Below are 14,432 nucleotides of genomic sequence, written 5' to 3' on the forward strand. Positions count from 1 at the left end.
TTCTCTCGGGAGGAGCGCTTCAGTGCGCAGAAAGTATCTGGTCGCCACCGGCTCAGCCGGTCTGCTGGCCATCGTCACCCCAGCCCTGTCCGTCGCCGCACCAGCCGGTGACGACGCCGTCACGCCGGCCCAGCAGGAGGCCCTCGACCTGGGCATCCAGGTGGCCCCCAAGGAGTCCGACGCCGCCGCCCTGACGGCTCGGACCAACCCCAACCCCTACCTCGCCAACCTGCCGGACATCCACGACGCCAACTACTTCGCGTGGAACAAGCAGATGCACGAGCAGGCGGCGCGCCGCGCCGACTCGGCCAAGCTCGCGTCCAACCGCCGCGCGGCCTTCGGCACGAACGGCCGGGGTGTCAACGCCCGCGGCGTGCTCACGCCGTTCGTCCACGACGAGGAGGAGCCCGACGGGACCCGGGGGTCCAACGACTCGCACGTGGACGCCGAGCCGATCCCGGGTTTCGGCACGGCCGCGAGCCGCATGCCCGCCGTCCGCATCCTGGGTGAGCTCGCCGCGCCGGTCGGGGCGCCGCGCACGCTGGCCACCACCGAGGACCAGGGCTCGATCCCGCTGGCCACCCCGACCGGCATCGCCGGCGGAGCGACGGTGACGAACTCCGTGCTGGGCGACGGGCCGCACGGTCCGGTCGCGTCCGGCGGCGACGGCACCAACGACTTCGACTTCTACTCCGTGGACGTCGCGGCCGGCGAGACGCTGACGGCCGACACCGAGGGCAGCGCTGCCGGCACCGACACGATCCTGGTCGTCTGGGACGCCGCGGGCGAGCCGCTGGCCGCCGACGACGACAGCGGGACGGGCGTGCTGAGCTCGCTTGCCTTCACGCCCGAGGCGCCCGGCACCTACTACGTGATGGTCGGCGGCTACGCCTTCGACCCGCTGCCGGCCGACCCGTTCGACTCCGGCAGCGGTGCCGGCGGGGCCGACACCGGCGCCTACCGCGTCTCCATCGCGAGCCACACCCTCGACACCGACTACTACTCCGTGCGGCTGCGCCCCGGTGACGTCGTCGGGGCCGGCGCGGAGGGCTCGGCGACCGGGCTCACGGTGCGGACCCCGTCCGGCGAGCAGCGCGTGGGTGGGATCGGCACCGACGCCTCCTCCCTCTACCCGCCCACGTCGCCGCTCATCGGTGGCGGCAACACGGCCATCGCCTACGTCGCCGAGGAGGCCGGCTGGTACTCCGTCGAGGTCACCGGCGGCAGCGGCGCGTACGACGTGACGGTCGAGGGCTACCGGCCGGGCACGCAGGGCGATCGCGGGCGCCGGCAGACCGTGCTGCTCGACTTCGCCCCCGGTCGGGTGAACACCGGCACCTGGGGCGGTCCCGGCCAGCGCAACGTCTCGCCGTTCGCCGCGTTCGTGCCCCAGTGGGGCATCGCCCGCACCGAGGCCCGCCGGATGGAGAACCGCATCCTCAACCAGGTGCGGCGCAACCTGCAGGCCGAGATCGCCGGCACCAACCCGGCGGTCACCGTCGACGTCCTCAACGCCCGCGACAACCAGGAGCTGATCGGGCAGGAGAACGTCTCGCGGATCTACGTCGCCGGCACGATCGCCGAGACCGGCATCAGCACCATCGGCATCGCGCAGTACATCGACCCGGGCAACTTCGGCCACCAGGACGAGGCGATCGTGCTGCTCGACGTGCTCAGCGCACCGGCCGGGCCGGCGTCGTCGCTCAACACCTACATCAACGCGAGCAGCGACAGGATCGCGTTCGTCACCGCGGCGGTGGCCAACGTGACGGCCCACGAGGTCGGCCACACGATCGGCAGCTACCACACCGACAACGCCGACGAGATCCACAACATGATGGACTCCGGCGGCGCCAACTTCGGGCAGAACCTCTACGGGGTCGGCCCGGACAACGTGGGCGGCACGGCTGACGACGAGAACATCGAGTTCCAGACGGACACCTACGCGCCGGTCGAGGGCTTCACCGGCCTCGAGGACACCGAGAACGTGACCTCCTGGGCCTACGCGGGGCGCTGACCCGCAGCAGTCCCACCCGCGACGCGGTCGTCCCTCCGGGGGCGGCCGCGTCGTACGTCGACGGCGAAGCGGTCAGGGCCGGAAGCCGGGTCGCGCGGGACGGAGGTCCTCGACCCGCGCTGCAGCCGGTCGGGCGAGCAGGCGCGAGCCGGTGCGCGCGACGACGAGCTCGGCACCGCGGCGGGTCACCAGCCCGGGGGAGCGGGTGAGGTCGCGCCCCGCGCCGACGCGTCGGGCCGGCCGCCCGGGCACGGTGCTGGTGACGACGACGACGCCGGTGCGGTCGGTGGCGGCCACGTGCAGGCCGCCGGCGACCTCCCCGACAGCGGGGGAGGCGTACGGCGACCACTCGCCGGCGAGTGCCGTCGGACGGCTCCATCGACGACCGTCGAGCGTGCGTACGCCGAGGCGCCCGGAAGCGCTGACCTGGTGCAGCCGGGTCGTGCCGTCGTCGGCGGTGGTGAGGGCGGGCGTCGAGGTGAGCGACGCGGCCGGTCCGGGGAGTCGCAGCAGGCGCCCGCGCTCGAGGGACTGCGCGTAGGTCGCTCCGCGGGACCCGACGGCCACCAGCCACGTGGAACCGGTGGCGTCGTTGCCGAGCACGGGTGCGCTGTGGGTCGACCAGGACGCCGGCCGGCCGACCCGGTCCGGGTGGGTCCACCGTCCCGCGCGGGTCAGGCGCCGGGTGACCAGCGTGCCCTCCGCGGAGACCGTCGCGAGCACCGGTCGCCGGGTGCGCGACTGGGCGAGCGCCGGGCTCGCAGTCGGGGCCGAGGTGCCGACGGCGCGCAGGGCCAGCCGCCCGCGGCGCGTCGTACCGACCATGACCCGGCCGTCGCGCGAGGTGGCGGCCACCCAGGGGCGGCCGTGGTCGTCGAGGCTCAACGCGGGTGCCACCACCGGGCTGAAGGCCCCCCGGCGACCGACCTCCCGCGTCGGTCGGCCGGGGGCGGTCAGGAGCAGCGTCCCGCGGTCGTCGACGCGCGCGGTCCACGACCCGCCGAGCCCGTCGGGCACCGACACGACTGGCCGGTCCGAGCCGACGAGGGGGGAGGGGGAGACGTCGGCGAGGTGCAGGTAGCGGAAGTCGCCGACCGGGACCGTGCGGGTGCCGTAGCCGCCGGCGGAGCCGTGGTTGTACTCCTCGATGGTCACGGTGCCGGGACCGATGTCGCTCACCCAGGCGACGTGGCCGACGCGACCCGCGTCGGTCTGGGCGACGGCGCCGATGGCGGGCACCGAGTCGACCCGGTAGCCCAGCCGGCGCGCGACGTCGTCCCAGTTGGCGGCGTTGCCCCAGTGCTCGCCGCGGAAGTGGTTGTCGAAGCCCGCCATGCCGTTGCGCTCGTGCAGGCGCCAGGAGACGAAGCTCGTGCAGTTGCGGAGCACGAAGCCCCAGGAGTCACCGATCGAGCCGTTGATCGACCACACGTTGCGGGCGCAGGTCGGTCGCGGGCCGCGCGGGTCGTAGAGGTGGCCGGAGACCGGGTCGAGGACCGGCGGCGGGGGCGGCGGGGGCGGCGGGGGCTCGACGACCGGTGCCGGAGGTTGCCCGGGCTCGGGTGCGGGCACGGGCACGGGAGCGGGCACGGGCTCCTCGATCGGCGCCTGCGGCACGATCGGGCACTGGCCCTGCCACGCCCACGGATAGTCGTCGGCCGCGTGCGCTGCCGCGACGCCCACACCCAGCACCCCACTGGCCAGGCATGTCGCCACGACAGCGCGCGCGAACCTTCTGCTCCCTCGTCCCCCCACCTGCAGGACGTTAGGGACGGCGGCGGGTGCGCGTGACCGGCTTTGCCGAGCTGTGCACGAGCCGTTGCCGAACGCTCACGGTCACGGTGCGACCCCGGTCGGCGACGAGGTCCTCAGAGAGCTGGCCGGCCGTGCGGCCGCAACGGTCCCTGTCCTCCGAAGGCGTCGGCTGCCACGATGAGGCGTGACCTCCGCGAAGATCGCCATCGTCGGCGCCGGCGCCGTCGGCTCCACGCTCGCCTACGCCTGCCTGGTCCGCGGCGTCGCCACCACCGTCGCCCTGCACGACGTCGACGCGGCGAAGGTGCGGGCCGAGGAGCTCGACCTCCGCCAGGGCCTGCAGTTCCTGCCCGCCGCCCACGTCGAGGGGTCGGCCGACGTCTCCGTGTGCGCCGGGGCGCAGGTCGTCGCGGTGACGGCCGGCGCCAAGCAGCAGCACGGGCAGACCCGCCTCGACCTCGCGGCCTCGACCACCAGCATGCTCCGCTCCCTGATGCCGGCCCTCGTGGAGGCGGCCCCGGACGCCCGCTTCGTGATGGTCACCAACCCCGTCGACGTGGTGACGTACGCCGCCCAGAAGCTGACCGGTCTCGGCACCGAGCAGCTCTTCGGCTCGGGCACCGTGCTCGACTCGGCGCGGCTGCGCGGGCTGGTGGCGGCGCGCTGCGGCGTCGCGGTCCAGAACGTCCACGCCTACGTCGTCGGCGAGCACGGCGACAGCGAGATCCCGCTGTGGAGCAGCGCGAGCATCGGCGGAGTGCCCGTCACCGACCTGGTGGCGGCCCACGAGCGGGACGCGATGGCCGCCGAGGTGGTGGGCGCGGCCTACGAGATCATCAAGGGCAAGGGCGCCACCAACTACGCCATCGGCGTCTCCGGCAGCCGGATCATCGAGGCGGTGCTGCGCGACGAGAAGCGGGTGCTGCCGGTCACCACGCTGCTGTCCGACTACCACGGCATCAGCGACGTCTGCCTCTCCGTGCCCACGGTGGTCGGGTCAGGTGGTGCCGAGCGGCGGCTCGAGGTCCCGATGAGCGAGGCCGAGCTCGCGGGGCTGCGCGCGAGCGCCGACCGCATCCGGGCCACCGCCCGCGACCTCGGCTTCTGAGGCGTCACCTACGCTCGCGTCGTGGAGGAGAAGCACGCCCCCGAGCGCCGCTCGTACGACGCCAGCGGGCGCCGCGCGGCAGCGGAGCGGCGACGGCTCCATGTAGCCGAGGTGGCGGCTCGGCTGTTCGCCGAGCGGGGCTGGAACGGCACGACCCTCGCCCTGGTCGCCGCCGAGTCGGGGGTGTCGGTCGAGCTGGTGACCAAGACCTTCGACGGCAAGGCCGGTCTCTTCATGGAGGCGTTCCGGTCCGCCGGGTTCGGGCGCCGCGGCGGGCTGCGGGAAGCCTTCGCCGGGCTACGGCTCGACGACGAGCCCGACCTCGAGGTACGGCTCGACCGGTTCGTCGAGTTCGCCTGCAGCATCGTCGTACCGATGGGGCCACTGGTGCTGGTGCTGGCGCACGGTGCCGAGCAGGACACGGCCCTGCGCGACCTCGTCCGCGGCGCGCACCTCGGCCACGCGGGGATGTGCGGCGACCTGGTGCGGCTGCTCGCGCGGGGGGAGCCGGCGCCGGACGCGGTCGACGAGGTCTACCTGCTGACGCGCGCGGAGACCTACGTGACCTTCGCTCAGCACCGCGGCTGGACGGTCGAGCGGTACGCCGCGTGGCTGCGGCGGTCGTTGCGCACGGCCGTCGACGGGCCGCCCGCGTCCACGGACGGCGGACGCGTGCCACCCGCCCCAAAATTGGGTACGATGTAACCGGATCCAAACGTGGGGTGTGGATCCCGGGTCCAGAAGGTCCGGTCGGGTGGGGGCCCGGCCGGACCTGCTGCTCGCCGATAGGCTGCCGCGCATGAGCGAGATCGAGATCGGCCGTGCCAAGCGCGGCCGCCGGGCGTACTCCTTCGACGACATCGCGATCGTGCCCTCGCGGCGCACGCGCGACCCCGAGGAGGTCAGCACCGCCTGGCAGATCGACGCCTACCGCTTCGACATCCCGGTGCTGGCCGCGCCGATGGACTCGGTCATGTCGCCGTCCACCGCGATCGCGCTGGGCCAGATGGGCGGCCTCGGGGTGCTCAACCTCGAAGGTCTCTGGACGCGCTACGACGACCCGACTGGCCTGCTCGAGGAGGTCGCCGGGCTCTCCGGTCACGAGGCCACCCGCCGGATGCAGGAGATCTACACCGAGCCGATCAAGCCGGAGCTGATCACCGAGCGGCTCAAGGAGGTGCGCGCCGCCGGCGTCACCGTCGCGGGCTCGCTCTCGCCGCAGCGCACCAAGGACCACGTCAAGGCCGTCGTCGACGCCGGCGTGGACATGTTCGTCATCCGCGGCACCACCGTCTCCGCCGAGCACGTGAGCAGCCAGGCCGAGCCGCTCAACCTCAAGGAGTTCATCTACGAGCTCGACGTCCCGGTGATCGTGGGCGGGTGCGCGACCTACCAGGCCGCGCTCCACCTGATGCGCACCGGTGCCGCCGGCGTGCTCGTCGGCTTCGGTGGCGGTGCCGCCCACACGACGCGCACGGTCCTCGGTGTCGCCGTGCCGATGGCCAGCGCCGTCGCCGACGTCGCCGCCGCCCGCCGCGACTACCTCGACGAGTCCGGCGGCCGCTACGTCCACGTCATCGCCGACGGCTCCATCGGCAGCTCGGGCGACATCGCCAAGGCCGTCGCCTGCGGCGCCGACGCGGTGATGATCGGCTCGCCGCTCGCCCGGGCCGTCGAGGCCCCGGGCCGCGGCTTCCACTGGGGGAGCGAGGCGACGCACGCCCAGCTGCCCCGCGGCGAGCGCGTCGGCTTCGAGCCGGTCGGGTCGCTGGAGGAGATCATGTTCGGCCCCTCCCGCGTCGCCGACGGCACCATGAACCTCATCGGCGCCCTGCGCCGCGCGATGGCCACCACGGGCTACACCGAGCTCAAGGAGTTCCAGCGCATCGAGGTCGTCGTCCAGCACTGATCGCGACGCGCTGTCGATTCGACCGCCCCTGAGACACTGGCGCCATGACGAACACCCCACGGAGTTCTTCTCCTCCGCTGCGCTCCCCCGGAGAACGCCGCGGGGACCCCGAATGACGCTCGCCAAGGCCCTCGATGCCGATCAGCGCGCAGATGCGCTCCAGCAGCTCGGGTCCGGTGAGCTCGACGTGCTGGTCGTCGGCGGCGGGATCGTCGGCGTCGGAGCGGCGCTCGACGCGGTGACGCGCGGGCTCAAGGTCGGGCTGGTCGAGCAGCGCGACCTCGCCTCCGGGACGTCGTCCCGCTCGTCCAAGCTGGTGCACGGCGGCCTGCGCTACCTCGAGATGTTCGACTTCGCGCTGGTCAAGGAGGCGCTGGAGGAGCGCGGCCTGCTGCTCACCCGGCTCGCGCCGCACCTGGTCCGGCCGGTGCCGTTCCTCTACCCGCTCGAGCACGCGTGGGAGCGCCCCTACGTCGGCGCCGGCGTCGCGCTCTACGACACGATGGCGATGACCGGCAGGTACGACATGGGCGTGCCCAAGCACAAGCACGTCTTCCGCAAGCAGCTCGCCCGGATGGCGCCGGACATCCGCACCGACAACCTCCACGGCGCGATCCGCTACTACGACTGCCAGGTCGACGACGCGCGCCTGGTGATGACCATCGCCCGCACCGCCGCCAACAACGGCGCCCACGTCGCGACCCGCACCAAGGTGACCGGCTTCCTGCGCGACGGCGACCGCGTGGTCGGCGTACGCGCGCGCGACCTCGAGGGCCAGCGTGACCTGGAGATCCGTGCCCGCGTCGTCATCAACGCGGCCGGGGTCTGGACCGACGAGGTGCAGGACCTGGTGGGCGGACAGGCACAGCTCGACGTCGACGCCAGCAAGGGCATCCACATCGTCGTCCCCAAGGACCGGATCCGGTCGGAGTGCGGCTTCATCACCAAGACCGAGAAGTCGGTGCTGTTCGTGATCCCGTGGGACGACTTCTGGATCATCGGCACGACCGACACCGCGTGGGACCTGGACCTCGCCCACCCCGCCGCCAGCAAGACCGACATCGACTACGTCCTGGAGCACGCCAACCGGCTCCTCAAGGACCCGCTCGACCACCGCGACGTCGTCGGGGTGTACGCCGGACTCCGGCCGCTGCTCAAGCCGACGCGCAAGGAGGGCGAGATGGGGGAGACCACCAAGCTCTCCCGCGAGCACACGGTCGCCAACCCGGTGCCCGGCCTCGTGCTGGTCGCCGGCGGCAAGCTGACGACGTACCGCGTCATGGCGCGCGACGCGGTCGACCACGCGATCCGCGACTTCGACGCCACGCCCTCCTCGATCACCGACCGGGTGCCGCTGATGGGCGCGTGGGGCCACGAGGCGCGGACCAACCAGCGGGTCGCGCTCAGCCGCGCGTCGGGTCTCGAGATCGGGATGATCGACCACCTGCTCGGCCGCTACGGCGGGCTCGTCGACGAGCTGCTGGCCCTGATCCACCGCCGCCCCGAGCTCGGCGAGCCCCTGCCCGGGGCCGAGCACTACCTGCGGGCCGAGGTGCTCTACGCCGTCACCCACGAGGGCGCGCGCCACCTCGACGACGTGCTGGCCCGGCGGACGCGGGTGTCGATCGAGACCTTCGACCGCGGCATCGCCGCCGCGCGTCCGGCCGCGGAGCTGATGGCCGAGGGGCTGGGCTGGGACGACGCGCAGCTCGAGGACGAGGTCGACCACTACCTGCGGCGGGTCGAGGCGGAGCGTCAGAGCCAGCTCATGCCGACCGACCAGGAGGCCGACGAGGCACGGGTCAAGGCCCGCGACATCGTCTAGAGGCGCTGGACCGGACCCGGCGCCGATCCCCCGAAGGCCTCGCGCAGGCCGGACCGCTTGCCGCCGGCCTCCAGGGCCTCGGCGACCCTGCCCACCGGTCGGGCCCCGGGCCACACGTGCACGACCATGAGCGCGAGCGAGACCACGGCGCCCCCGAGGTAGGTGAGGATGCTGCCGTCGGGGAGCACGAACGCGGCGGCCACCGAGGCGATGGCCACGAACTCGGCGATGGCGAACCGCATGATCATGAGCGTCTGCCAACGCGTGCGGGCCTGCGCGGCCGCGTCGTCGTCGGTGAGCGCCGTGGACAGGGCGGGGGTGCGGTAGCCGACGGCCTCGAGCAGCAGGTGCGCGGCGACGCCGGCCAGCGCCTGCACGGCCAGCGTCACGAGCGGGACCGACTCCGGTGCGGGCAGGACCACCGACAGCGCGACGCCGATGACGACCAGGGCGCCCATGAGCGAGCCCGCCAGGATCCGCGTGGACAGCGCGAAGGGCGCGGACGTGGGCAGCGGCGTCGACATGCGGCGAGCCTAGACCGGGTGACCGGCGGTCGGGCGTTGGACAAAAGCGACCGATATGTCGAATGTTGGGACGAAGTGACCAACCAGTAGCAACGGCGTCGGCGGCGACCTACGCTGCAGGGATGAGTGAGCAGACCCCTGCGTCCGGTCCTGTCACCGACGGGCCCGCCGACCCCGAGCACGACGCCACCGCCGCCTACGGCCTCGACCGCGCGTACGTCGCCAGCCTGACGCGGCGCCTCGTCAGCACCACCGGTGAGACGGTCGCCGTCGCGTCGCCGATCGGCGGCACGCCGCTCGCGCACGTCCCCCAGTCGAGCCCGGTCGACGTGGCCGAGGCGTTCGCCCGCGCGCGCCGGGCGCAGGCGTCGTGGGCGGCCACCTCCGTCGACGACCGGGCGGCGGCGCTCCTGCGGCTGCACGACCTGCTGCTCGACCGGCAGGAGGAGCTCATCGACCTCGTGGTGTGGGAGTCGGGCAAGGCCCGCAAGGACGCCTACCTCGAGGTCGCCCACCTCGCTCTCACCGCGCGCTACTACGCCCGCACCGCCCACGAGCACCTCGACACCCGGCGCGTCGGCGGCATGTTCCCGGTGCTCACCCGGGCCGAGGTCAACCGCGTGCCGAAGGGTGTCGTCGGCATCATCTCGCCCTGGAACTACCCGCTCACGATGGCGCTCTGCGACGGCATCCCGGCGCTCCTGGCCGGCAACGCGGTGGTGTCCAAGCCCGACGCGCAGACCGTGCTCACCGCGCTGCTCGCCGCCCAGCTGCTCGAGGAGGCCGGCTTCCCGCCCGAGACCTGGCAGGTCGTCGCCGGCCCCGGTCCCGAGGTGGGCGGTGCGATCGTCGCGAACGCCGACTACGTCTGCTTCACCGGCTCCACCGCCACCGGCCGCATCATCGCCAAGGGGTGCGCCGAGCGGCTGATCGGCTGCTCGCTCGAGCTCGGTGGCAAGAACCCGATGCTCGTGCTCCGCGACGCCGATGTGCACCGGGCCGCCGAGGGCGCGACCCGCGCGGTCTTCTCCAACGCCGGCCAGCTGTGCGTCTCGATGGAGCGCCTCTTCGTCGCCGACCAGGTCTACGACCGCTTCGTCGACGCCTTCGTCTCCCGCACGCAGGCGATGACCCTCGGAGCCAGCCAGGAGTGGTCGGTCGACGTCGGATCGCTGATCTCGCAGGCGCAGCTCGACACCGTCACCCGCCACGTCGAGGACGCCGTCGCCAAGGGCGCCCGCGTGCTCACCGGTGGCCGGCACCGCCCCGAGCTCGGGCCCTACGTCTTCGAGCCCACCATCCTCGAAGGCGTCTCGGCCGACATGGAGTGCTTCGGCAAGGAGACCTTCGGCCCGGTCGTCTCGCTCTACCGCTTCCACAGCGAGGACGAGGCGGTCGAGCGCGCCAACGACGGCAGCTACGGCCTCAACGCCTCGGTCTGGACCCGCGACACCGCGCGCGGCCGCGCGCTGGCTCGCCGCATCGCGTGCGGCACGGTCAACGTCAACGAGGCCTACGGCGCGACCTTCGGCTCGCTCGGAGCGCCGATGGGCGGCATGCGCGAGTCGGGCCTGGGTCGTCGGCAGGGCGCCGAGGGCATCCACCGGTACACCGAGGCGCAGTCCGTCGCGGTCCAGCGGCTGGTGCCGATCGCGCCGATGTTCGGGATGTCGGAGGAGACCAACGCGAAGGTGATGACCGGGGCGCTGCGGCTGCTCAACAAGCTGGGCCTGGCGTGAGCGGGGACCCCGTGACCACCCACTACGACGTCGTCGTCATCGGGTCGGGCTTCGGGGGGTCGGTCTCGGCACTGCGGCTGACCGAGAAGGGCTACACGGTCGGCGTGCTCGAGGCGGGCGCCCGGTTCGCCGACGACGAGCTGCCCGAGCACGGCGGCGACGTGAAGAAGTTCCTCTTCCGCCCGGAGGTCGGCCTCTACGGCATCCAGCGCATCGACATCGTGCACGACTGCTTCATCCTCGCCGGCGCCGGTGTGGGCGGCGGCTCCCTCAACTACGCCAACACCCTCTACGAGCCCCCGGAGCCCTTCTACCAGGACCGGCAGTGGTCGCACATCACGGACTGGCGGTCCGAGCTCGCGCCCTACTTCGACCAGGCCAAGCGGATGCTGGGCGTCACGACGTATGCCAGGACCACGCCCGCCGACGTGGCGATGAAGAAGGTCGCCGACGAGATGGGGGTCGGCCACACGTTCGTGCCGACGCCCGTGGGCGTCTTCTTCGGAGAGCCCGGGCAGGCCGAGGGGGAGACGGTGCCCGACCCGTTCTTCGGCGGCGCCGGGCCGGAACGGTCCACCTGCATCAACTGCGGCTCGTGCATGACCGGATGCCGGCACAACGCGAAGAACACCCTGGTCAAGAACTACCTCCACCTCGCCGAGGGCAACGGCGCCGTCGTGCACCCGCTGACCACCGTCACCGACGTACGACCTCGCGCCGAGGGCGGGTACGAGGTCACGGCTCGCTGGACCAAGGCCAAGCTGTCGCGCCGGCGTGCGGTGAGGACCTTCACCGCCGACCACGTCGTCTTCTCAGCCGCCTCGATCGGCACGCAGCGCCTGCTGCACCGGCTCAAGGCCGAGGGCTCGCTGCCCGGGATCTCCGACCGGCTCGGGGTCCTCACGCGCACCAACTCCGAAGCCATCCTCTGGGCCACCGCCAACGACGACGCCGTCGACTGGACGGAGGGCGTCGCGATCACCTCGAGCTTCCACCCCGACGAGCACACGCACGTCGAGCCCGTCCGCTACGGCCGCGGTCGCAACGTGATGCCGCTGATGGCCACCGTGCTCGTCGACGAGGTGCTCGGCGAGAAGCGGTGGCGCACCTGGGGCAAGGAGCTCTGGCGCCAGCGCGACGGACTGCGCGACCTCTACTCGCTCGACACGTGGTCGCGTCGCACAGTGGTCGCCCTCGTCATGCAGACGCTCGACAACTCGATCACCACGGTGTGGCGCAAGCGCGGCGGCTTCGGCTACCTGTCGTCGACACAGGGCCACGGCGCCCCCAACCCGACCTACATTGCGTCGGCGTACGACGCCGTACGCCGGCTGGCGCGCATCATGGGCGCCCGTCGGGCCTACGGCGCGATCGGTGAGCCCCTCGGCATGCCGTTGACGGCGCACTTCATCGGCGGGTGCGCCATCGGTGACTCGTCCGCGACCGGTGTCGTGGACCCCTACCAGCGCCTCTACGGCTACGACGGCCTGCACGTGGTCGACGGGTCGGCGGTGTCGGCGAACCTCGGGGTGAACCCGTCGCTCACCATCACCGCGCAGGCCGAGCGGGCGATGGCGTTCTGGCCCAACAAGGGCGAGGCCGACCCGCGCCCCGAGCTCGGGGCGACCTACCGCCGGCTCGCGCCGGTGGAGCCGAAGAACCCGGCCGTGCCGGCGGCCGCGCCGGGGGCGCTGCGGCTGCCGATCGTCGGCGTCAGCTGATCCTGCGGACTTCTCCGAAACTTGCTTGCAGGCGGGCCGTAACCACCCCTCGCAGAGGTCGTTGGGCCGGGTGAGGGGCCCGGCAGTCATGCTCCCTCCCAAGGGCCGGGTCTCTCGTCTCGGCAACTGTTCGCAGTGGCTGGGAGCCAAGCCCCAGGGCTCGATCACCCTCCCTCCCCGATCGGGCCCTGGGGCGTTCCCCGCCCGGTCCCGGCCCGATCCCGGCCCAGCGGCGCACGTCGATAGACTCGGCGCGTGACGCAGCCTGGAGAGCACGACCTGGTCCTCGTCGTCGACTTCGGGGCGCAGTACGCCCAGCTGATCGCGAGGCGGGTGCGCGAGGCCCGGGTCTACTCCGAGATCGTCCCGCACACGATGCCGGTGGCCGAGATGCTGGCCCGCAAGCCGAAGGCGATCATCCTGTCCGGCGGCCCGTCGAGCGTCTACTCCGAGGGCGCTCCGGGCATCGACGACCACGTCTTCACGGCCGGGGTGCCGGTCTTCGGGATGTGCTACGGCTTCCAGCTGATGGCCAAGGGGCTCGGCGGCGAGGTCGCCCACACCGGCGCGCGCGAGTACGGGCGTACGCCGGTCTCCGTCTCCGAGCCGGGCACCCTCCTCGAGGGCCTCCCGTCCCAGCACAAGGTCTGGATGTCGCACGGTGACTCCGTCGCACGGGCGCCCGAGGGCTTCACCGTGCTCGCCTCGACCGAGGACACCCCGGTCGCCGCGTTCGAGGACGTCGACCGCGGACTCGCCGGTGTCCAGTGGCACCCCGAGGTGCTGCACTCCGAGCACGGCCAGAAGGTGCTCGAGCACTTCCTCCACCACATCGCCGGCGCCCGCCAGACGTGGACCATGCTCAACATCGCGGAGGAGCAGATCGAGCGCGTCCGCGAGCAGATCGGCGACAGCGGCCTGGCGATCTGCGGCCTGTCCGGTGGCGTCGACTCGGCCGTCGCCGCGGCCATCGTGCAGCGCGCCATCGGCGACCGGTTGCACTGTGTCTTCGTCGACCACGGGCTGCTCCGTGAGGGCGAGGCCGAGCAGGTCGAGCGCGACTTCGTCGCCGCGACCGGCGTCAACCTCCACGTCTTCGACGCGCGCGAGACCTTCCTCGCCGCCCTCGCCGGTGTCACCGACCCGGAGGAGAAGCGCAAGATCATCGGTCGCGAGTTCATCCGCGCGTTCGAGGCCGCCGAGGTGCAGGTGCTCGGCGAGGCGGCCGAGCACGGCGACAAGGTCGGCTTTCTCGTGCAGGGCACGCTCTACCCGGACGTCGTCGAGTCCGGCGGCGGTGCCGGCACCTCCAACATCAAGTCGCACCACAACGTCGGCGGCCTGCCCGAGGACCTCGAGTTCGCCCTCGTGGAGCCGCTGCGCACCCTGTTCAAGGACGAGGTCCGCCTCGTCGGCGAGCAGCTCGGCCTGCCCGCCGAGATGGTGTGGCGCCAGCCCTTCCCCGGCCCCGGCCTCGGCATCCGCATCATCGGGGAGGTCACGGCCGACCGGCTCGACATCCTGCGCCGCGCCGACGCCATCGCCCGCCAGGAGCTCACCCGCGCCGGCCTCGACCGCGACATCTGGCAGATGCCGGTCGTGCTGCTCGCCGACGTCCGCTCCGTCGGCGTCCAGGGAGACGGACGCACCTACGGTCACCCCGTCGTGATCCGCCCGGTGACCTCCGAGGACGCGATGACCGCTGACTGGGCACGGCTGCCCTACGACGTGATGGAGCGCATCTCCACCCGCATCACCAACGAGGTGGCCGAGGTCAACCGGGTCACCCTCGACATCACCTCGAAGCCCCCGGGCACCATCGAGTGGGAGTGAG

At 72.7% G+C, this 14,432-nt stretch carries 10 protein-coding genes; 8 read left to right on the top strand and 2 right to left on the bottom strand.

Translation table 11 applies throughout. The features are described from left to right. Window positions 1-22 precede the first annotated feature (22 nt). Window positions 23-2,017 carry a DVUA0089 family protein gene (locus tag ACXJKB_RS13305; RefSeq protein WP_457189068.1) on the top strand — a complete coding sequence of 665 codons (1,995 nt, stop codon included), beginning with the start codon at window positions 23-25 and terminating at the stop codon, window positions 2,015-2,017. A gap of 72 nt (window positions 2,018-2,089) precedes the next feature. Here ACXJKB_RS13305 and ACXJKB_RS13310 read toward each other — a convergent pair whose 3' ends face one another. Then, complete coding sequence (locus tag ACXJKB_RS13310) at window positions 2,090-3,733, bottom strand: CHAP domain-containing protein (RefSeq protein ID WP_457189070.1); 1,644 nt, start codon at window positions 3,731-3,733, stop codon at window positions 2,090-2,092. Window positions 3,734-3,956: 223 nt separating this feature from the next. Between ACXJKB_RS13310 and ACXJKB_RS13315 the strand changes: the two genes are divergently transcribed. The 4 genes from ACXJKB_RS13315 (at window position 3,957) to ACXJKB_RS13330 (ending at window position 8,614) form a co-directional block, all read left to right on the top strand. Beyond that, entirely contained in the window at window positions 3,957-4,880 is a 924-nt protein-coding gene (locus ACXJKB_RS13315; RefSeq protein WP_457189072.1) for an L-lactate dehydrogenase, read from the top strand. A gap of 21 nt (window positions 4,881-4,901) precedes the next feature. Further along, window positions 4,902-5,585 carry a TetR/AcrR family transcriptional regulator gene (locus ACXJKB_RS13320; RefSeq protein ID WP_457189074.1) on the top strand — a complete coding sequence of 228 codons (684 nt, stop codon included), beginning with the start codon at window positions 4,902-4,904 and terminating at the stop codon, window positions 5,583-5,585. A 94-nt stretch (window positions 5,586-5,679) separates the two neighbouring features. Beyond that, a complete protein-coding gene (locus tag ACXJKB_RS13325; protein ID WP_457189076.1) occupies window positions 5,680-6,789 on the top strand; it encodes a GuaB3 family IMP dehydrogenase-related protein in 1,110 nt (369 codons plus the stop codon). A gap of 112 nt (window positions 6,790-6,901) precedes the next feature. Continuing rightward, window positions 6,902-8,614 (top strand): glycerol-3-phosphate dehydrogenase/oxidase, encoded by a 1,713-nt coding sequence (locus ACXJKB_RS13330; protein ID WP_457189078.1) that lies wholly within the window; start codon window positions 6,902-6,904, stop codon window positions 8,612-8,614. Here the strand turns inward: ACXJKB_RS13330 and ACXJKB_RS13335 are convergent. Next, complete coding sequence (locus ACXJKB_RS13335; protein ID WP_457189080.1) at window positions 8,611-9,138, bottom strand: hypothetical protein; 528 nt, start codon at window positions 9,136-9,138, stop codon at window positions 8,611-8,613. The two genes, ACXJKB_RS13330 and ACXJKB_RS13335, sit on opposite strands and share 4 nt — an antisense overlap. A gap of 122 nt (window positions 9,139-9,260) precedes the next feature. Between ACXJKB_RS13335 and ACXJKB_RS13340 the strand changes: the two genes are divergently transcribed. The 3 genes from ACXJKB_RS13340 to guaA all read left to right on the top strand — a co-directional run bounded on the left by ACXJKB_RS13340 (window position 9,261) and on the right by guaA (window position 14,431). After that, window positions 9,261-10,877 (top strand): succinic semialdehyde dehydrogenase, encoded by a 1,617-nt coding sequence (locus tag ACXJKB_RS13340; RefSeq protein WP_457189082.1) that lies wholly within the window; start codon window positions 9,261-9,263, stop codon window positions 10,875-10,877. Window positions 10,878-10,888: 11 nt separating this feature from the next. Next, window positions 10,889-12,598 carry a GMC oxidoreductase gene (locus ACXJKB_RS13345; protein ID WP_457189191.1) on the top strand — a complete coding sequence of 570 codons (1,710 nt, stop codon included), beginning with the start codon at window positions 10,889-10,891 and terminating at the stop codon, window positions 12,596-12,598. 255 nt (window positions 12,599-12,853) lie between these two features. Then, entirely contained in the window at window positions 12,854-14,431 is a 1,578-nt protein-coding gene (gene guaA, locus ACXJKB_RS13350; protein ID WP_457189084.1) for a glutamine-hydrolyzing GMP synthase, read from the top strand. Window position 14,432: the final 1 nt, after the last annotated feature.

It is taken from the genome of Nocardioides sp. P5_E3 (genome assembly GCF_054049275.1).